The sequence below is a fragment of the Candidatus Formimonas warabiya genome, assembly GCF_002777255.1.
GTDB lineage: Bacteria > Bacillota > Dehalobacteriia > Dehalobacteriales > Dehalobacteriaceae > Formimonas > Formimonas warabiya.
The window spans coordinates 4467412-4487171 of sequence record NZ_CP017634.1; the positions used below are offsets into that span (position 1 = coordinate 4467412).

16 protein-coding genes and 1 riboswitch are annotated in these 19760 nt (G+C 42.4%); of the genes, 14 read left to right on the top strand and 2 right to left on the bottom strand.

Going from position 1 to position 19760, the window contains the following annotated elements:
* The first annotated feature begins 19 nt into the window (after nt 1-19).
* From DCMF_RS20260 to DCMF_RS20315, 12 genes are all read left to right on the top strand, one after another.
* Entirely contained in the window at nt 20-1375 is a 1356-nt protein-coding gene (locus tag DCMF_RS20260; RefSeq protein ID WP_148136106.1) for a trimethylamine methyltransferase family protein, read from the top strand.
* Nucleotides 1376-1406: 31 nt separating this feature from the next.
* Complete coding sequence (locus DCMF_RS20265) at nt 1407-2864, top strand: trimethylamine methyltransferase family protein (RefSeq protein ID WP_148136107.1); 1458 nt, start codon at nt 1407-1409, stop codon at nt 2862-2864.
* A 154-nt stretch (nt 2865-3018) separates the two neighbouring features.
* On the top strand, nt 3019-3576 hold the full coding sequence (locus tag DCMF_RS20270) for a hypothetical protein (protein ID WP_148136108.1): 558 nt from the start codon (nt 3019-3021) through the stop codon (nt 3574-3576).
* A 573-nt stretch (nt 3577-4149) separates the two neighbouring features.
* On the top strand, nt 4150-5484 hold the full coding sequence (ltrA, locus tag DCMF_RS20275) for a group II intron reverse transcriptase/maturase (RefSeq protein ID WP_148136092.1): 1335 nt from the start codon (nt 4150-4152) through the stop codon (nt 5482-5484).
* Nucleotides 5485-5649: 165 nt separating this feature from the next.
* Nucleotides 5650-5961: a TIGR04076 family protein gene (locus DCMF_RS20280; RefSeq protein WP_148136109.1), complete on the top strand. Its 312-nt coding sequence runs from the start codon at nt 5650-5652 to the stop codon at nt 5959-5961.
* A 141-nt stretch (nt 5962-6102) separates the two neighbouring features.
* Nucleotides 6103-6276, top strand: a riboswitch (cobalamin riboswitch).
* Nucleotides 6277-6367: 91 nt separating this feature from the next.
* Nucleotides 6368-7393, top strand: coding sequence for a zinc-dependent dehydrogenase (locus DCMF_RS20285; protein ID WP_148136110.1), 1026 nt, complete (start codon nt 6368-6370; stop codon nt 7391-7393).
* 47 nt (nt 7394-7440) lie between these two features.
* On the top strand, nt 7441-8562 hold the full coding sequence (gene trpD, locus DCMF_RS20290) for an anthranilate phosphoribosyltransferase (RefSeq protein WP_148136111.1): 1122 nt from the start codon (nt 7441-7443) through the stop codon (nt 8560-8562).
* Between the two features lie 34 nt (nt 8563-8596).
* Nucleotides 8597-8809 carry a hypothetical protein gene (locus DCMF_RS20295; RefSeq protein WP_148136112.1) on the top strand — a complete coding sequence of 71 codons (213 nt, stop codon included), beginning with the start codon at nt 8597-8599 and terminating at the stop codon, nt 8807-8809.
* 234 nt (nt 8810-9043) lie between these two features.
* Nucleotides 9044-9571, top strand: a complete 528-nt coding sequence (locus DCMF_RS20300) for an RNA polymerase sigma factor (protein WP_148136113.1) — start codon at nt 9044-9046, stop codon at nt 9569-9571.
* Nucleotides 9561-9911 carry a hypothetical protein gene (locus tag DCMF_RS20305; protein WP_148136114.1) on the top strand — a complete coding sequence of 117 codons (351 nt, stop codon included), beginning with the start codon at nt 9561-9563 and terminating at the stop codon, nt 9909-9911. The genes DCMF_RS20300 and DCMF_RS20305 overlap by 11 nt, the downstream gene beginning before the upstream one ends.
* The gene (locus DCMF_RS20310) at nt 9908-12202 is read left to right on the top strand and encodes a tetratricopeptide repeat protein (RefSeq protein WP_148136115.1); all 2295 of its coding nucleotides are present in this window, start codon (nt 9908-9910) and stop codon (nt 12200-12202) included. Before DCMF_RS20305 ends, DCMF_RS20310 begins: the two co-directional genes overlap by 4 nt.
* Nucleotides 12203-12379: 177 nt before the next feature.
* Nucleotides 12380-13270 (top strand): VOC family protein, encoded by an 891-nt coding sequence (locus tag DCMF_RS20315; RefSeq protein WP_148136116.1) that lies wholly within the window; start codon nt 12380-12382, stop codon nt 13268-13270.
* Between the two features lie 23 nt (nt 13271-13293).
* On the opposite strand, the gene DCMF_RS20320 is transcribed toward DCMF_RS20315, so the two are convergent.
* Together DCMF_RS20320 and DCMF_RS20325 are read right to left on the bottom strand one after the other, a co-directional pair.
* A complete protein-coding gene (locus DCMF_RS20320; protein ID WP_148136117.1) occupies nt 13294-14043 on the bottom strand; it encodes a type II toxin-antitoxin system Phd/YefM family antitoxin in 750 nt (249 codons plus the stop codon).
* Nucleotides 14044-14147: 104 nt separating this feature from the next.
* Nucleotides 14148-14930, bottom strand: coding sequence for a type II toxin-antitoxin system Phd/YefM family antitoxin (locus tag DCMF_RS20325; protein ID WP_148136118.1), 783 nt, complete (start codon nt 14928-14930; stop codon nt 14148-14150).
* A 329-nt stretch (nt 14931-15259) separates the two neighbouring features.
* Between DCMF_RS20325 and DCMF_RS20330 the strand changes: the two genes are divergently transcribed.
* Nucleotides 15260-17878, top strand: a complete 2619-nt coding sequence (locus tag DCMF_RS20330; protein ID WP_148136119.1) for a DUF4127 family protein — start codon at nt 15260-15262, stop codon at nt 17876-17878.
* A 310-nt stretch (nt 17879-18188) separates the two neighbouring features.
* Nucleotides 18189-19748 (top strand): DHA2 family efflux MFS transporter permease subunit, encoded by a 1560-nt coding sequence (locus DCMF_RS20340; RefSeq protein ID WP_148136120.1) that lies wholly within the window; start codon nt 18189-18191, stop codon nt 19746-19748.
* Nucleotides 19749-19760: the final 12 nt, after the last annotated feature.

Below are 19760 nucleotides of genomic sequence, written 5' to 3' on the forward strand. Positions count from 1 at the left end.
AGGTGAGAGGAGAAGGAAGATGTTTAAAGTTAATTTTCATGCTCAGGTGAATCCTGCTTTTACGCTTTTGTCGGAAGATCAGGTTTACCGGATTCACTTAGCTTCATTGGAGATATTGGAGCATACCGGCGTAATGATCGAAAGTGAAAGAGTATTAAATATGTTAAAGGAAGCTGGTTGCCTGGTAAAAGGAAATTTGGTCAAACTTCCTGCGGCAATTGTAGAGAAGGCGGTGGAAAGCGCTCCGGAGAGAGCTGTTCTGGCCGATATGGACGGTAGGAGATCCGTTTTCCTGGAAAAAAATGTAGTAAATTTTGGGGTGCGGATCGGACAGAAATATTTTTATGACGCGGAGAAAAAAGAAACCCGGCAGGCGGTTTTAGAAGATGCGGAAAATATGGCGAAAGTTTGTGAGGTGATGGAGCACATTAACTTTGTATCTTCCCAGGCGGAGCCGGAGAAAGCCTTTGGTCAATTTCAAGCAATTCGAAAATATACCAAAAAACCCATTCTTCAATATGGGAGTGATGTTTCGTCTCTTAAAAACATTTTAGAGCTGGCTTGTGACTGGGCAGGAGGCAGGGAAGAATTGAAGCGGAACCCTAATATGGCTGTTTATTTGTCATCGGATGCGCCATTGACTATCTCAGCACAAAATAGTGAAATGCTGATCTTATCTGCTGAATACGGAGTTCCTGCCATATATGATAATGGGATCATACCTGGGGTAAACGCGCCAGGGTCATTAGCCGGCGCTGTTGCTTTAGCGAACGCAGGCGTGCTAACCGCCCTTACCGTACACCAGCTGACCGCCAAAGGAGCTCCCTTTATCATGGGAATCTCGGCTCATGAGGAAAATGACGGCGGGGAATTGACTTCAGGCGGCCCGGATGTTTGTTTAATACAGACGGCAGCGGGGCACCTGAGCCGTTTTTACCGTATTCCTTCTTATGGTAAATTCGGCGGAACGGATGCGTGCACCTGTGACCAGCAGGCTGCTCTGGAAGCTACTTTTTCCACTCAGTCCGCTGCTCAGGCGGGCACGAACATGAGTGATTGCACCGGTATGGGCAGGCCAGGAAATTTGGAACACCTGATTATGGTCAATGAAATTATCGGCATGACAAATCATTTTTATAAAGGAGCAGAGATCAGCGAAGATACCGTACCCATGGAACTAATCAATGAAGTGGGGCATGGGGGGCATTTCCTGTTGGCGGACCACACCATGAAACACTATAAATCAGCCACCTTCTATCCCCGCTATATGAACAGGCAGAATTTTATGATCTGGGAGAAAGAAGACGGTAAAGATATGCTGCAAAAATTAACGATAAAATCACAGCGTATCCTAAAAAGTGCTTTAAGAGGATAAACAAAATTTCTTGTTGGCAGGAGGCAGTAAAATGAGAGTGGCATATAACAGCCAGATTACTCCGCAACTGAAGGTCTGGACACAAGATCAGTGTCATGAAATGCATCTAAAATCCCTTGAGATACTGGAACGTACCGGCGTCATCGTCCATGACGAAGAAGCTTTGCGGGTTTATAAGTCGGGTGGGGCCTATATACGGAATAATAAGGTGTTCATTCCCGCCTGGATGGTGGAAGAGGCTTTGAGGACTGCTCCGGAAAGAATTGTTTTAAGACGGCAGCATAAAACCGTGCGATTGGAAGAGAACGTAGTCAGTTATGGGTTAGGTACCGATCTCCCTTTTTTCCAGGATTATCAGACCAAGAAGAATAGAAGAGCCCTCCTTTCAGACGTGCGGGAAGCAGCTCTGGTTACTGATTATCTGCCTAATCTGGATTTTGTGGCCTCCTTAGGCGTTGCGAATGATGTAACAACCCGGTTGGCCGACTTGTATCATTTTCAGGCTATGTATGAAAATTCCCAAAAACCTCTATTCATGACGGCCACGGACCGGCCTAACCTGCAGGGCCTGATCGATATGGCTGCTGCTGCCGTGGGCAGCTATGAAGAGTTAAAAATAAATCCCCCATTCCTGCTCTATACAGAGCCTATTTCTCCCTTGGTCAATTCCCAGGAAGCAATCCAGAAGCTGATGCTTGCCGCAGAATATGAGATCCCGGTAACATACGCGTCCGGTATTACCTCCGGCTCCACGGGACCGGTAACACTGGCGGGAAATCTTACATTGGGAAATGCGGAAGGGTTAGCAGGACTGGTGCTGCATCAGCTGGTAAATCCAGGCGCACCTTTCCTCTATGGAATCGTTGCTGCCCCGATGGATATGGCTACCACCATCTGCTGCTACGGTGGTCCGGAAATTCCCATCTATTTCTGTATAGTGGGAGAAATGGGACGATACTATAAACTGCCTACCTTTGGCCAGTCCGGTAACAGCGATTCCCCATTGGTAGACCAGCAGGCAGCTATCGAAGCCATGTTTTCCATTTTTGTCGCGGCCCAAAGCGGCACCAACCTGGTACATGATAACGGGTATATTGGCAATGGGTTGGTGGGCAGCCTTGATATGCTGGTCATGTGTGATGAATGTATCAGTATGGTGAATCAATATATGAAAGGAATGGAAGTCAGCCCGGAAACATTGGCTTTGGACCTTGTCCATCAAGCAGGACCGGCGGGAGATTATCGCGGCTTGAGTAAAAATATGGCCCGATGGACTCCCCGGTATTTAAATAAGATGTCTTTTGAAAATTGGTCCAGGGATCCCCAAACAATGGGTGACAAAATGAAGGAACAGATAGATGGTATTTTAAAGAACCATAAACCGGTTACAGTTACTGAGCATGTGTCGGAAGAATTTAAACGGATTATTGCTGAGCATGAAAAAAGGGTTGCCCTTGAAACCCCCTGGCAGCAAAAGCATATTGGCTAAGTTATCGGATTGGAATAGTGCCGAAGGTGCCGCATCGTGCGGCACTATTTTTTTGGTTACGGTGCCTGACAGATGGGGTATGCTGAGAGCCTAATAATATCCAGTAAAATATATCATTATCATGTGCTAAAATGTAATTTGAAAGGAGGGTATTATGTTAACTTACATTGGTGTTATTATTGTAATTTTATCTTTCTTTTCCTTTACTCAAGTTTATAAATTATTATTCCGGACAAGACTTTTCGATAAGTATTTTCAAATTAACTTAGAAGAAAGCTATAATTTAGATGATTTATTTCCTATAAAGATAAAGGGACAAATTACACCTAAGGTAGATTATTTGGATATACCCTATGAAAGTTTAAATATTCCAATCAATACAAAGACAATTTGCGGAACCATCGAAAACAACCTAGTATCATTAGAGCTTATCAAATCAAGTGACCGGAAAAAATCATTAAACTTAATAAAACAGCAGTATACTAAAACAGTCAGATCCTATATTTCTGAAACCATTAAAACTAAAAAAGAGTATATAGAACTTATTAAAATATCTAAGAGACAAAAACACCATTTGAAAAAAATAGCTTGCGCGAACTGTAAACATCAAATCCAATGTGAAATTATGTTTGATACCTGCAATTATCAAAAAAAAACCAGGGAAACATTATTATTGCATTGTAACAAAGGAAAATATGATCTGAATCTATAAAAATAGTTAGGGGCGGTTTTCCTTAACCGAAAAGGAGACCGGGGTCGGTAAATACTGTCAGGGGGACGGGGTGTGCGCCACGCAAAGGGTGCATCATATAGTGGGTGGGAATCCCACTGAGCAAGATTTAGCGAATCACTCATAGCGAGTCTTGGGCATCACCGGGTAACTTGTGGTGTTAAGCGTAGACAGCTAGGTAGCAGGCCGAAAGCAATTCGCACGAGCTGAAGGGATAGAGCCCCGAAATCCCAATCGGAAAGGCTGATGCGTTACTCCGCGCAGAAGGCGAAACCAATATGGTCGATATGCGAGAACATATTGGCTTTCCCGGGGTCAGTGACCTTGGCATGCTACACATTGATATGATGCGTCAACGTGGGAGACCCTAGTTGTTCTTTACGCAGAGAAAGTAAGGCCAACAAGCGATAACAAAGTTAGAAGGCCGAATGCGCTAGGGAGTCAGATTACTGCATACTACTAATGAAGCAGGGTAATGCCTGTAGAGGAAAGGCGGTAACACAACATCGACCTTGAAGGAGAAACATACGCTACACGAACGGAGGTAGACAAAGTATGGAAACGAAACTGACGAGGATAGCAGAGGCAGCAAGAATGCGTCCTAATGAAAAGTTTACATCACTCGCACATCTCATCAATGAAGAGACAATAAAAGAATGCCACAGAGAAATGAGTAGGAATAAGGCTTCTGGAGTAGACGAAGTCACAAAAGAAGAATATGAATTAAATCTGGAAAGCAATGTGAAGGATTTAATCAATCGCATGAAAAGGCAGGCATATAAACCACAGCCAGTAAGAAGGGTACATATACCGAAGCCAGGATCAGATAAGAAGCGCCCGCTAGGGATACCAGCTTATGAAGATAAGCTGGTACAGAGTGCGCTGGCTAAGATACTTAATGCCATATATGAACAGGATTTTCTGGAATGTTCGTTTGGGTTCAGACCAGGCCGGGGATGTCATGATGCAATGAAAATACTGGACAAAATACTGGACAAGCGGGAAATCAGATATGTAGTAGATGCAGATATACGCAGTTTCTTTGATCATGTTGATCATGAATGGCTGATGAAATTTCTGCAACATAGAATAGCGGACCCCAATATACTTAGATTGGTAGCGAGATTTCTCCGTTCAGGAATAATCGAAGCCGGAGCAGAATATGACACACCGGAAGGAACACCTCAAGGTGGCTGCTGTTCGCCAATTCTTGGGAATCTATACCTGCATTATGTGCTAGACCTATGGTTTGAGAAGCGAGTAAGGAAAGACTGTAGGGGTAGGGCATACATGGTAAGATACGCTGATGACACAGTCTTCTGTTTTCAGCACAAGGAAGACGCTAAAGAATTCTACTCACAAATGATCGAAAGACTAGGGCAGTTTAATCTGGAAGTTGCAGAAGAAAAGACTAAAATCATTTCTCTGAACAAAGAAAAGGACGAAGACAATGGCAAAGATGGAGGGGGAAGTAAACAGACTAACTCATTTGATTTTCTTGGTTTTACCCATTACATGGGAGAGGATAAAAATGGAGCAAAGCGTATAAAGCGGAAAACAAGTAAGAAGAAATATAGAGCAAGCTTGCTTCGTTGCAAAGAGTGGATACAAAGAAACAGACACATGCCAACGAAGGACTTCATGAAGAAAATGAACATCAAATTACAAGGGTATTGTAGATATTATGGAATTACAGATAATCACAATGCGGTAAGTAATTTTATAGATGAGGTCAAGAAACTGATATTCAAATGGCTAAACAGAAGAAGCCAAAGGAGAAGTTTTAGCTGGGATAAATACAACCTGTTTCTTAAGAAATATCCATTACCAAGAGCAAAGAACTATGTAAGAATATTTGAGTTAGGAATGGGAAGCAGCTACGTTCTGTGAATGGTGGAGTGAAGAGCCGGATGCCTTAATAGGGCACGTCCGGTTCTGTGAGGGCTTGGGGCCGTAAGGCTCCCGGCTACTCGATTGTTGACATCAATGAATATTCGGAAATCCAATTAATAAACTTGATGGATTGTTTAATTTTTACAAGCGGAGGGATTTACTATGGCAAAGTGTAAAATTACTGTTCTCAAAACAATGCTAAATCAAGACTTAGCGAAGGAGTATTGCCAAGGTGTAGTTGGTCCATGCCATGTTTTTCATGAAGGTCAAGAATTTGTTGTCGGATTAGAAAAGCCCCAAGAATTTTGTGATTGGGCTTGGCATGATCTGCTCCCTTATGTGACTGCTTTTCTTGCAGGTGGCAATTTTTCCGGAGATATCTTTGATGGATGGATGAAGGATGATCATAAAATGATTGCATGTTGCACCGATGGTATTCGGCCGGTGGTTTTTGAAATTGAGAGGTTGGTATAATTTTTTGAAAAACTTTGAGTAAAGACTAGTCACGGAATGCGATGGACCATTTAACCTGCGCCATTAGTCTCGCTCTGTCCCGTTGACAGGTTATTTCTCTTTCTTGAACAATAACATTCTTTTTGATATAATAGCATCGAAAATTTTATAATTGTTTCAGGTGCCCTTAATAGGGATAATAGGGAACCGGGTGAAAATCCCGGACGGGCCCGCCACTGTAAAAGGGGAACCGGTGCCATAACCACTCTGTCCGGGGGAAGGGGCATTACGGTAATGATCCTAAGTCAGGAGACCTGCCTGAAATAACTATTCCGTTTCGAGGGAAAACGGTTTAGGTGAGGATGATGGAAAATCCACGCCAGATTTGGCGTGGTTTTTTTATTTACTTTTTAAAGGGGGAGGTTAGGTGAAGGCGGCTTTATTAGAGAAGTTAGGGACCTTAAGCGTTATGGAAATGGAAACGCCAAAATGTGCTGAAGGGGAGGTTTTAATAAAAGTTGAAGCGTGCGGAATCTGCCGGACAGATATGAAATGCTTTTCTTATGGACAGAGGGATCTAAAATTGCCCAGGATACTAGGGCACGAGATCGCCGGTACTGTAGCGGATACAGGTCCCGGTGTAACAGGAATAAGTATAGGGGAAAGGGTGCAAATAGCTCCGGGATTGCCCTGCGGGAAATGCGACTTTTGTAAAAGAGGATGGGATCATTTATGCAGTTCGGTACAAATAATGGGATTTCATTACCACGGAGGCTTTGCCGAGTATGTTTTAGTACCAGCCCATGGAGTAAAAAACGGAGTCCTGAATCCGATTCCGGAAGGCCTATCCTGTACTGAAGCAGCACTAACGGAACCCCTGGCTTGTTGTGTTAATATGCAAGAATCCCTAGACACCGGGCCTGGAGATGTGATGCTGATATTTGGCGCTGGCCCGCTGGGAATATTGAATGCAAAACTAGCCCGGCTCCGGGGAGTTAAACAAATCATTCTAATTGAACCAAATGAGGATAGGAGAAGAAAGGCAAAAGACCGGGAATTTGATTACTGTTTAAATGCTTATCATACTGAGGAAATCAGGCTGTTTACTCAAGAAAAAGAGATAAATGTAATTATTCCTTGCTGCCCCGGTATGGAACCTTTTGGTCAGGCGATTAATCTGCTGGGCAAAAGAGGACGGCTGGGTTTCTTTAGTGGTCTGATGGGCGATCATCAAGGACAGGCAGATATAAATTTGATTCATTATAAAGAATTGTCTGTTTGCGGAGCATATGGATGTTCCTCGGGTCATAACAGGACTGCTCTTAGTTATTTAGCTGAAGGAAAAGTCAAGGTTAAAGATATGATTACCAGACGAATCGGACTGGATGAAGTTATGAGCGGGTTGGAAATGGTGCGTAAGATGTCCGAGACATCAATAGTTATTGAATATTAGTGGTGCGGGCAAAAAATTGCTTTTATAAATTGAAGGAGGAAATGCACATGCCGTTTGAAAAAGCCAGACAATTTGGTTCGGTAATTACCAAACTCATTAATTCTCAAAATATTACCAGAGAAGAATCAAAAGAAATGTTTTATCAAATTTTGCAAAACGAGCAGACAGACATGCACCAAGGAGCCTTTTTGGCCGCTTTGACTGCTAAAGGGGAAACAGCGGAAGAAATTGCCGGAAGCTGGGAAGCCATTTATGAATTAGATACGGTTAAAGTGGTTCCTTGTGTTGATGCTCCATTGGTAGATAATTGTGGAACAGGGATGGATTCTCTGAAAACCTTTAATATTAGTACGGCGGCTTCCATCATTGCTGCTGCGGCAGGTATTCCTATGGCTAAGCACGGTGCCCGGGCCATTACCTCGGTTTGTGGTACCGTCGACATTCTAGAGGAACTGGGAATAGATGTGGAGTGTGATCCGGAAGTTGTTAAGCAGAGTATTGAAAAAGCGGGAATTGGCATATTTAACGGCATGAGTCCCAAAGTACATCCCCAGGCTTTGGGGAGAATTTTATCTCAAATTTCTTTCGGAACCGTATTAAATATTGCGGCATCATTAGCTAACCCTGCTTTGCCAAAATACGGGGTGCGGGGAGTCTATGCCAAAGAAATGCTGGGGCCGGTAGCGGAAGTAATGAAGGAAATTGGATATCAAAAAGCTTTAGTAGTCCATGGCCTTTCTGATGACGGAGTCAAAGGCATGGATGAAGCATCCACTTTAGGTGAAACATTTATTGCTGAGTTAAAGGAAAACGGGGAAATCATTCATTATTCCTTTCTCCCGGAAGAAATGGGAATTGCCAGGGCAAAGAGGGAAGATGTGACTCCTTTATCTGATCGGACCGGTGAGGCGGTAAGATTGATTGCCGTGATTAATGGAAGTGATGCCGGAGCTCGTTCGGATATTGTCTGCCTAAATGCGGCATTAATCCTATATTTAATGTACCCCAGTACCAGTATCAAAGAAGGATATGAGCAGGCTAAAGAGATTATCAGATCCGGAAAAGCTATGGATAAATTAAGAGCGTGGGTACAAACGCAAAATTTAGAACCGCTAAAAGGTTTAAGCAAATTAGAAGAGTTGGTGAAACAGGCCGGGGAAATTCAGTAAAGCTGGTAATGTAATTAAACTATGGGGGTGAAATATGATCTTATATGTTTTAAAATGTGATCAGGGTTATATCAGACATAGGGAATTTCAGGATTTTACCAATGCAAGCCTGGAAAAGGCCAGCGTTTTCAGCCCGGAACAATACGATCAAATAAAGCGGGCCAGGGACGGAGCAAAAAAAGCCGGGATGAAGAATGTCCGTTTGGTGGAACTGACCATAACGGAAAAAGAGCTGGAAATGATTTAAGCCGGGCTTGGAAGTATCTGAGCCTACATATTTTTTTGTGCGCAGAAGATGCGGCAGCTACGTTTAGTTCTGAAGCAGGGATTTACCCCAGCCCTTTCAAGTTTACAGGCAGTTGTTTTAGGCACTCTTAGATATCCGGATCTGATAGTGCTTAAGACCTGCCTTTTAAATTTTTTTAATATATGCAACCTTTATTAAAATTTATTGGTCTAAAGGATGTGGGGAGGAGGGTAAATGTTGGTAAATTCCGGCTGGCAAAAAGTCGCTGAGTGGATGAAACTTTACGGAGACAGGATCATCCGGGTAGTCTATCTGATCATAGATGACTACCATGTAGCCGAAGAGATTACGCAGGAGGTTTTTGTCAGAGCGTTCAAAAGCATGAACTCCTTCCGTGGTGATTCTTCTGCCTATACTTGGCTTTATAGAATTGCCCTTAATTTGAGCAGAAATCACTTAAACCATAAATCAAAGATTCGTTTCAGACCTTTGAATATGGAAGAGAAAGAAGACGTATTCACAGAATCCCCGGAAGATAAAGTGGTCCGGAAGGTTATGAATGGAAAGATAAGGGCTTCTATCAGGCAGCTGCCCTTAATCTACCGGGAAGTTATCATCCTGCATTACTTTGAAGACCTGAAGGTTGCTGAGATCGCCCAGATTTTGCAGCAGCCGGAAGGAACTGTGAAAAGCAAACTTTCCAGAGGAAGGGAAGCTTTGGAGAATACCCTGCGAAAGGAGGTTTGGGAGGATGGAAGATAAAGATATTTTTAAAAGCCGGATTAAGCGCTGTTTGGAAGAAGAAACAAAAGACATCTATTTTTCTCCTGAAGCAAGGGAAAAAGTAAAACAGGAAATATTTAAAGAGGGTTGGTGGAACAGATCGGTATCTTTTTCCCTCGCGGCAGTGGCCTTTGGCGTGATTGCTTTGTTTTTTGCCGCAGCCTTATATGCCAAAGCCTTCTTTTATATTTCCCCAAAGGAGATCACTGAGCTTGAGCTGAGGGCGAAGATCATTCTTCCTGATCATGGTGTTCCTTTTGGGGCGGTACAGCATCTTAGAGTAGCTTTGAAAGAGGGGAAAGGGGATGCTCGTCCATGAGAAGGATTTCAGTCACAAATAAAACACTGGTTATCCTGGGGATCATCCTGGGATTAATTTTGGGAACCGGATATTTTTTTACCCCCAAGCTGATGGCTTTAGTAATAAGAGAATACGAAGAGGCAGGTAATCAGGATGTAGACATTATTTTAAAGGAACGGCTAATCCGTTTCTTCCCGGGGTCGGAAGAAGCCCGCTGGGAAGCTTATGCTTTGGCGGAAAGGTTTTTAGAGAGGGAAGAACGGGTGATGATTGGGCCGGATTTTGTCGGGGGCGGGGCCGGAAAAGATATCTCCCTTCCTCCTGAAAAAGTGGTCTATTGCCTTCAAAAGGTAGCACAGGCCCAAAAAGAGGAAATGTGGAAATACAATAGTTATGAAAAATTAGGGGAATTTTACCGCTCCCAGGGTAATTACCAGGAGGCGGAAAAGTATTACCTGATCGCGGCACAAGGTTTTAAAGAAGCGGACAGTGATTTCAGAATTGGGGACATCAACAGGAACCTGGTTGATATGTATTTGGAAACAGGGAAATTGGAGAAGGCGCTTTCTTTGATTGAGCAAAGTTTACAAAAGTACCCGGATCAGTATCGGGGAGAATTCCTTTCCCGCAAAGGCGATGTTTTTTTCCGACTCGAGGATTATATTCAGGCTGAAGCGTGTTTTCGTGATGCTTTGGCGCAAGCGGAGGAAGACTGGGATCAGATTCTGGCTGAGCATAAAGATCAGGAAGAGAACATGAATGCCACCCTTGACCAACAGCCCGTATACCGGCACAGTAAGTCCAAACTGGAGATGATTCACTCCATGAAGAAAGGCGAAAAGATGCCGAAAGGTAAAGTAAAAGGGGAAATCTTAAGGGGCAATAGTCCTATGCCCAATGTTTTGGTTTATCTGATCAATGAAAAAGAATATGACGGCCGCATGAGCAACTTCGAGGGTATTGAATCCGGATCCCCTTACAAGACGGATAACCAAGGGAAATTTGAATTTGACGGAATTGTTCCCGGCAAATACTTTATGGTATTGGGACTGGTGCCTCAAGACTTGGAAGGACTGGGAAGATTCAAAGAGCTGAAAGCGTTTACAGTTGAAGGGGGAAAAACCAAGGAGCTTAAGTATGTATTTCAACCGAAGGTGAATATCCTGGAACCTGCCGGGCAGCAAACCTTTAGGACGGGAGAAAAGCTGAAAATCCGGTGGGAAGAAGTTCCCCGGGCTGAAGCATATAATCTCCAAATCACACTCAAATTAGAGAACGGATATGTATCCCGTGTTTTCCGTTCGGGCCTGAGAGGGAATTCCTATGTGTTTAATCCTCAAGGCCTGGCACTGCGGGAGATGAATTTTGTGGCCTGGGGCGACGGGTATGTTCTCGCTCCTTCGGCAATTCTGGGCAGCTTCTATCCGGGGGCGGAAATTTTCTTTGCCATAGAAGCTGTGGATCAGGAAGGAAGGTCCATTTCCGACAGTGAGGGATATGTACTGCAGCTTAACGGAAACTATCCTTCAATTCAAGTACAGGGGACCAGCCCGCAGTCTCTGGGGGATAAACTGGTCATAGAAAAGAAATATCCTGAGGCGGTTCATGCTTATCTCCAGGAGCTAAAGGAAAAACCCAAGGATCCCTATGCCTTGCTCTCGCTGGCCCGGTTTTACAATTATGGCTGGACGGAGGAAGCTTCCGATTTGAAAAAAGCGGCAGAATATTATGAACGATTGCTGCGGGTTAACCGGGATGTGTTTTTAGTGGAGGAAGCCGCAGGTGCCAATGTTCAGGCAGGCAATCATAGGAGGGCTATCGAGCTGTATAAAGAAATTGAAGATGAGATGAGCAAGAGCAGTTTCTGGTTCCAGACGATGGGGGAACTATATTTTAAAACGGGTGAGACGGAAAAGGCGCTAGACTATTACCTGACATATTTAAATAAAGAGAAAGAATTCAGGGATCTCGGCCCTGTGATAGCATATCTTTATCATGATGATGTGCTTGGAGCCGTCAAACTGCTGAAAGAAAACAGTTATTCCCAGAGAGCACGGTACAACAGTGACGGAGAGAGTGAAAAACCGGCAGATATTAATTTGCTCATCAGCAGTTTGGAAAGCTATTATAGCGGTACGAAAAGTGTCCTAAACAGAGACAATTTTCGCAAGTACTTGCTGGAGATCATGAATATTGATGGAAGCAACCGTTTTGAACAGGTGCGTGCTTTCCAAACTAAAATTCAATCTTTAGGGGATAAGGATGTGCTTGTCATAGTATTAAGAGAGCTGGCTCAGGACAGAAGGTAAAGAAATCTTAATCATTCAGCATGTGAACCACAAAAAATTACAAAAGAAAGCTCATCCTGACGGGGGGGGACCGGGATCTGAAATATTTTTATAGGATAAGTGAAATAATAAGCCGGGCAATGATAATACAAGAAACTGAAGGTTATCAATCGTATGACTTTATGGAAGGGGATTTATATGGAGAAAATTATTCCTCACTTATGGTATGACAAAGAAGCAAAGGAAGCTGCTTTGTTTTACAGCGGCTTATTTGACCAATCCGGACTTAAAAATGCCACAGTAATTGAAGGCACTCCGTCAGGAGAGGCGGAAATGGTGAGTTTTGAATTGGCCGGTCAGCCATTCTCTGCAATTAGTGCCGGCCCTTATTTCAAATTTAATCCGTCGATTTCTTTGATGGTTGCTTGTGATTCGGTCAATGAAGTAAATGATAAATGGGAAGCACTATCAGAGGGGGGGAGTGAATTAATGCCTCTTGATGCATACCCCTTCAGCAAGCGGTATGGATGGATTCAAGACCGTTACGGGCTGTCCTGGCAGTTGATGTTTGCCGACCAAAGACAGAGTGGTCAAAAGATAACACCAAACATGCTTTTTTCAAATGCTGCTTGCGGGAAAGCAGAAGAAGCAGTGAAGTACTATGCGGAGATTTTCCAAGACTCAGGAATAGGATTTATCAGCAAATATGGAGAAGGGGAAGCCCAGTCATCGAAGGCAAAGGTGAATTATGCTGCCTTTAAACTCTACGGGATGGATTTTTCTGCCATGGATAATGCTTATGATGTAGAGTTTAGTTTCAATGAAGCATTTTCCCTGATGATAAATTGCCAAGACCAAAAGGAAATAGATTACTATTGGGATAAGCTGTCGGCTGTTCCTGAGGCGGAGCAATGCGGGTGGGTCAAGGATAAATTCGGTGTTTCATGGCAGATTGTTCCGGAAAATCTTCAGGATATCATGTTCAGAGGATCAAAAGAAGAAGTTCAAAGAGTAACGAATGCCTTTTTGAAAATGAAAAAGTTTGATTTGGCAACTTTGGAGAGAGCCCGCTCCCCTTGGCCCCGTTAGGAGGTCCGACCTACTGATTTTGCTTAAACCTCGAATATTTCATCTACAATGATCGCTAAACCTTCAAAAAAGTAAGAAATTAAAGTATCTCCAAGCTTATAGGCAGTATATTCATCAATTTCAAAATCTTTAAATCCATATACGAGAACTGAATGCTTATTTGGATCGACAATCCAGAATTCCCTTACACCAGACAGCATATACGTATTGAGCTTATCTACCATATCCTTTGATCGGGTGCTTTTTGATAAAATTTCGATGCAAAGGGTAGGTGTACCCATATATCTCCCTTTTTCATTAACCGCACCCTCTAAATCACATGCAATGAGTAAATCAGGTTGCATTACATCAGGTGTTTTTAGTTCATTTTTATAGAAATGAACATCAAAAGGCGCATAAAAAACCTTGCATTTCTTGTCTTTTAGGTATGCGCGCAGATGGATATGCAGATTCCCGGAAATATCCTGGTGATAGGTGTCGGGGGAAGCTAAAAGAACTATTTCACCATTGATATACTCCATTCTTAAGTCACTTTTCTCATAAATCTCCATAAATTCTTCATATGATACCTTCTTACCGCCATACTGATAATCCAACGCATTTTCTTTAACGGTATAATATCGTTCGATTTCTGTGATATAAGGTGTGAGTCTTAAGGCCTTTTTACCGTTTTTCGTAACAACAACCTCATGATCTTCAATTACATAATCAATGTATTTACCTAAGTTTGCTTTAAACTCTGTAGCTGTAATAACTTTTGTAGTATCGCTCATATTTTACCACCTCGTACGATGATTATATCAAATGGGACGAAATAATGCAACAATCATAATATCGCACGAAAAACGGCTACATCAGGTACAAGTAAAGTGTCTAATTAAATGCCTGGCACCGGTACCAGCTCTTTAAACAAACTTTCAATATCTGCTGATAATCCCGTAAATACAAATGATTTGGCCACATCTCCTTTTTCAAAAGTTTTATATCTATCAATTTCATAATCAAAAAAACCATAGATCATAATATTTTCTTGTCTTTGATCAATGATCCAGTATTCCTGCACCCCTGACAATCTGTAGGTATTTAATTTGTCAACCATATCCTTCGTGCGCGTGCTGTCCGACAGAATCTCAATCACCAAAGTCGGAGTGCCCATATACTTCCCTTTTTCCGTAACATTATTCTCCAAATCGCATGCTACCAAAAGATCCGGCTGCATAACATCCGGTTCTTTAATCTCCTGCTTTTTAAAATGCACATCAAAAGGAGCTAAAAACACCCGGCATTTTTTATCTTTGAAATATTCGTTAAATATCAGGTACAGCCTTCCAAGTATTTCCTGGTGCCCCATGCTTGGAGAAGATAGTAAATAGATTTCACCATTAATCAGTTCCATTCTCAGCGTACTTTTCTCATAAATCTCCATAAACTCTTCATAGGATACTTTTTTTCCGCCATATTGGTAGTCCAATGCATTTTCTCTCACGGTAAAATATTGTTCGATATCTGTTACATATGGAGTTAACCGGGCAATTTTATTGCCATTTTTTGTTATTACCACATCGTTCTGCTGTTCAACGTAATCCATATATTTCCCTAAATTTTGTTTAAGCTCGGTGGCAGTTATCACAACACCTTCCCGATCATTAAAGGATTTCATAATTATCACCTCTAGTAATATCATACCACTATAGACGACTAAAGGCAATTATATTGTACGATATATATAGATATCTTGTACGAAAATATTAAATCTTTGCACATAAATAGAGAGGAAAAGGGACAAGTGCCGCGTCCCTTCTAAAGGAAGAAACAGATAGGGGGTTGAATGTGAGCCGGCCGTGGAAAAGTTCCTGAAGGAATATTGTTTAGGATAGCTTAAAAAATTGAAGGGAATATTGAAGGGAATAAGGAAATAAATGTAGAAAATTGTCTTGATAGTTTTGAAAGATTCAAAGGAAGAGTATTGGTCTCAGAAAGGATACGAAAATGAAAAGAAAAGCTTTGAGCCTCGTGCTTTGCCTGACGATCCTGCTGACAATGATGCAGGGAATTACAATAACCGCTTGGGCTGATACGGAAGAGGGAACGTCAATTGGCGTACCGGCTGTTACAGACATGGAGTCAGACATATCCGGCTCTGATGGACACGGCGACCGCATCTCTGATGAAAGCAGTGACGCAAAGACGGTGCAAACTGAAAAGAACACTGAAAAATCCGGGGAGCCGGTTCTGGCCTATGTACCGCTGGATAACCGTCCGGTCAATGTAGACAGAGTGATCTATGAAGCGGAATCCGCAGGCTTTACGGTGATGATGCCTGAGGCAGATTTGTATGCTACCCGCCTTGACGGACAGCCATTAAATTCTAATGGGACACAGTTCGGCGATGGTCAAAAACTGCTGGACTGGATACTTGAGATGGATAAGGTTACCGACTATTTTGTAATTTCTCTCGACCAGCTCCTTTCGGGAGGCCTGGTTAATTCCCGGACACTCTGCAATACCGAATTTTCTGAAGAATATGCGATGATAGATGCAATTATTGATCTCTCAAAGAATAATCATGTGTACATCATCGATACGGTTGCCCGCCTTGCCGCTTGCACGGTGGGTTATCAAGGGGCAACACTGGAAACATATAATTATCTCCGTGAGTATAATCTTCAAGCCAGAGCTTCACTGACAGGCGAAAGCCTTACGGTAGAAAATATTGCTCAAGGCTATAGTAAAGATGAAGAAAACAGGGAAATCTCCCTTGATTCAAGATATGCCGAAAAGGTTAAAAACTCTCTGCAAACGCGTGCCAGAAAGCTGTCTCTCATAGATTACATACTGTCTATGGATGATTCAGGCAGGATAAAATATTTCATAGGCATAGACGATTCTAATTCGAAAACAACCATACAGACAAACGAGATTAACTTTATCACAGAGAAGATGGGCAGCAGGGGCCTAATTTATTCGGGTACGGACGAACTGGGGATGATGGCGGTACTGAGCCTAATGATTGATTATTATGGTTACCATGTAAATACAGCGGTTGTGTACTTCGGCAATACGGAAAAATCTTCTTCGGGATCAATATATGATATGGAAACAGTGCGGGAAAATCTTGAAAAACATTTGGAAAGCATTGGCGTGCATTTGGTGGGTACAGAAGAGGCAGATTTGGAAATGGTAGTGCTAACCCTGCCTGCTCAATCCATCATGAACGCAAAGTATATCAACAGAATGATTGATTATATCAATAAAAATATTTCTGAGGGGATTCCCACCATCGTTATTAATTCGGCGCCAAGTGCCTATAGCGGTAACTTTGAATATAGGATGATCAGGGAATGTGAGATGAGCATGCTGCTTTCTTACAGCAGCTGGGGGACGGTGGGTAATGCTATTGGACTGGCATTAGGCAATGGCATTTCACGGTACCTGTATCTGCAAAGCAGAGATAACAGCAGTGATAGGGCCGATATCGCTTTCCTGAAAGGATTGATTTTCTCATATGAAAAGGATATCAGCTACCTGCGTGGCGGAGGAAAAGAATTATTTAATAACTATCTGGGATTAAAAAAATGGTCCACCAGCAATTTTTATGAGAATGATGAGCAGGTTAAAACAGTAAACGCTGACATTGAAAGTATATTTAAAATCTCTGAATATAATGTTACCGTCAATGATATTATTGACAACCTGACAGACTGCAGGTATTTTAAAGGACTTGGCGGAGAGTGCGGCATTATTGGCAGCATTGGACTGTCCAACTATTCAGCCCCCTTTATGAGAATCAATGAAATCAGGTTTGATATTGATGTGGACCTAAGTGAGGTAACAATAAACGGTTTCAAGGATACTGTGATGATAAGTATGCCATATACTCCCCAAAAAGGCCAGCTGACATATTCCGTCACTCTTTACTATCGGGACGAGACAGGTAAGCTTCATAAAGTGCCCTGTACGTATGATAAAGCTACAGGAACTATAAAGTTTGCCACCGGCAGTCTGTCCTCCTTCTTTTTAAATACCTTGAGCATGGATGCGGAGAAGGCATATGGACTGTTTACCGATGTATCTGAGTCTTCGTGGTATTTTGATGATGTGTTATATGTCTATGAGAAGGGACTTATATGTGGTACAACCGGTAATACCTTTGCGCCTGGGGCTCCGATGACCCGGGCAATGCTGATGTGTGCGCTTTACAGAATGGCCGGATCGCCGGAATCAGATTATCGGTATGAGATGCCTCGCGACGTAGGCGACAGCTGGTACAAGCCTGCGGTAAAATGGGCTTTGGCCAATAAAATTGTTTCAGGTTATGGAAATGGAAATTTTGGGCCTGATGATCCTGTAACCCGTGAGCAGCTGGCCAACATTTTATGGCGATATGCAAAGTATAAAAGTTTAGATGTCAGCAAAGGCAGGTATCCGGGTGCAAATGCCTATGCAGATGTTTTTGACCTTTCAGAAGGCTTCCGCGACGGAGTTGATTGGGCTTGCAGTACAGGTATCTTAACAGGCGCAGGCAATGATACGAAACAACTTTTGCCGAAGGCTTCGGCAACACGTGCAGAAGTTGCGGCAGTACTTAAGCGCTTTTTAGAAAAATAAAAGAAAAAATCCCTTTATAAATGGTATTACTTATTTATCAAATAAAAGATTACGCAGTATTAATAGAGTATATTTTAGATTGCCGCCAGGGTTATAAGTGGTTACTGTAAGATACTGGCGTTGGCGTTTTTCCAGAATCATGGGGACGGTCCTAATGATGATGCTAATTGGGCTCAATAGGACTGTCCCCATGATTTCTATTGACCGGGGCATAAATATATATTAAAATATAGTTCGTTGTCGAATGGTTTTATACAAAATAGTTAGACACAAAACAAAGACTGGATTTTTGGAATTGGAGTCATAGAAAATGGATGATGAAAAATACGAATCACTAAGAAAGTGGTTAGGATTATTTGTTGTGATTGTTGGTACATTCATGGCTGTTTTAGATTCAAGTATCTTGAATATCGCTATTCCCAAATTAATGGCGGTATTTGGTGTAACGGTAGACAGTATCAAATGGGTGTTGACCGCTTATACGTTGGCTTTAGGTGCCATCATACCTTTGGCAGGGTACTTAAGTGAGCTGATTGGGGACAAAAAACTTTACATATTTGCTTTGGCGACCTTTACTATCGGCTCCGGATTGTGCGGCTTTGCCTGGAGTAATTCCTCAATGATCGTGTTTAGAATTATTCAAGCTTTAGGTGGGGGCATGATCCAGCCTGTAGGTATGTCGATCATTTATCAGTTATTCTCACCAAAAGAGCGGGGCCTGGCCATGGGATTTTACGGAATTGCTGCAATGTCGGCTCCGGCAATTGGTCCTACTCTGGGAGGATATATTATTGAACATATGGATTGGAGATTAATCTTCATTCTCAAAATTCCTATTGGGGTCATTGGTGTTTTTTTGGCGCTGATCCTATTAACGGAATCACCGCGAAAACCGGCAAAACCATTTGATTTTGTTGGATTTATCTCTTCCTTTGTTGCAATTGTAAGCATATTATATGTGCTGGGACAAGGCGCAAATATTGATTGGAATGATATATCCAATCCGATATTAATTGCGGTAGGGTGCTGCAGTTTTCTCCTGTTCTTTTTGTATGAGTTGATCCATCCGGACCCGCTGGTGGATTTAAGGCTTCTTAAAAATTACAATTTTTGTATCAGCCAGATCGTATCTTCTGTTTTGACTTTTGCATTAATGGGAGGCTCGTTTATTATGCCTTTGTTTATGCAAAATGTCGCCGGCTATTCAGCGATGGAAACCGGAAAAATACTTTTTCCCGCCGCACTGGCGACAGGAATTATGATGCCGATCAGCGGCGCACTTTTTGACAGGCTGGGTGCGAAGCCCGTTGTGATTCCAGGGCTTGTGATATTGGCTTTTTTTACATATAAACTTGCATTTGTAAATTTAGATATGAGCAAGGCAACCATCATTTACCTGATGGCAATGCGCGGGTTAGGTCTTGGAATTGCCATCATGCCCATCAATACAGCCGGACTGAATGCAGTGCCTCTGCCCAAAATTGCTAAAGCATCCGCACTTTCAAATACTCTAAAACAAATTATCAGTGCGCTGAGTGTAACCGTTTTAACCAACATTACGCAAAGCCAATTGGCTATCAACTATAATCATATGGCAAGCCAAATAACCCTATTTAATGCTACAGCTGTTTCTGTAATTAAACGTCTTCAAGCGTTGTATGCGCAAAACGGATTCTCCCAAGAAAGTGCAAAAACGGCTGCAATATCCGTATTAGCCGGCAAAGTCCAACAACAAGCCTATATTAATGCCATTGATTATGCTATATTTATAACAGCTATTATCGCTGTTATGGCGCTGATATTAACGTTTATTATGAAATCGAAAGAAGAGAAGGCAAGTTTGCCTGATCCAAAAGGATTAAATGCATAGAAGGAGGTACAA

What these genes read in the sequence shown, in the direction of transcription:
- DCMF_RS20340 (WP_148136120.1), top strand. Translation starts at nt 18,189, where the DNA reads ATGGATGATGAAAAATACGAATCACTAAGAAAGTGGTTAGGATTATTT.
- DCMF_RS20260 (WP_148136106.1), top strand. Translation starts at nt 20, where the DNA reads ATGTTTAAAGTTAATTTTCATGCTCAGGTGAATCCTGCTTTTACGCTT.
- DCMF_RS20330 (WP_148136119.1), top strand. Translation starts at nt 15,260, where the DNA reads ATGAAAAGAAAAGCTTTGAGCCTCGTGCTTTGCCTGACGATCCTGCTG.
- DCMF_RS20315 (WP_148136116.1), top strand. Translation starts at nt 12,380, where the DNA reads ATGGAGAAAATTATTCCTCACTTATGGTATGACAAAGAAGCAAAGGAA.
- DCMF_RS20305 (WP_148136114.1), top strand. Translation starts at nt 9,561, where the DNA reads ATGGAAGATAAAGATATTTTTAAAAGCCGGATTAAGCGCTGTTTGGAA.
- DCMF_RS20295 (WP_148136112.1), top strand. Translation starts at nt 8,597, where the DNA reads ATGATCTTATATGTTTTAAAATGTGATCAGGGTTATATCAGACATAGG.
- DCMF_RS20270 (WP_148136108.1), top strand. Translation starts at nt 3,019, where the DNA reads ATGTTAACTTACATTGGTGTTATTATTGTAATTTTATCTTTCTTTTCC.
- DCMF_RS20265 (WP_148136107.1), top strand. Translation starts at nt 1,407, where the DNA reads ATGAGAGTGGCATATAACAGCCAGATTACTCCGCAACTGAAGGTCTGG.
- DCMF_RS20280 (WP_148136109.1), top strand. Translation starts at nt 5,650, where the DNA reads ATGGCAAAGTGTAAAATTACTGTTCTCAAAACAATGCTAAATCAAGAC.
- DCMF_RS20325 (WP_148136118.1), bottom strand. Translation starts at nt 14,930, where the DNA reads ATGAAATCCTTTAATGATCGGGAAGGTGTTGTGATAACTGCCACCGAG.
- DCMF_RS20320 (WP_148136117.1), bottom strand. Translation starts at nt 14,043, where the DNA reads ATGAGCGATACTACAAAAGTTATTACAGCTACAGAGTTTAAAGCAAAC.
- DCMF_RS20310 (WP_148136115.1), top strand. Translation starts at nt 9,908, where the DNA reads ATGAGAAGGATTTCAGTCACAAATAAAACACTGGTTATCCTGGGGATC.
- DCMF_RS20300 (WP_148136113.1), top strand. Translation starts at nt 9,044, where the DNA reads ATGTTGGTAAATTCCGGCTGGCAAAAAGTCGCTGAGTGGATGAAACTT.
- ltrA (WP_148136092.1), top strand. Translation starts at nt 4,150, where the DNA reads ATGGAAACGAAACTGACGAGGATAGCAGAGGCAGCAAGAATGCGTCCT.
- trpD (WP_148136111.1), top strand. Translation starts at nt 7,441, where the DNA reads ATGCCGTTTGAAAAAGCCAGACAATTTGGTTCGGTAATTACCAAACTC.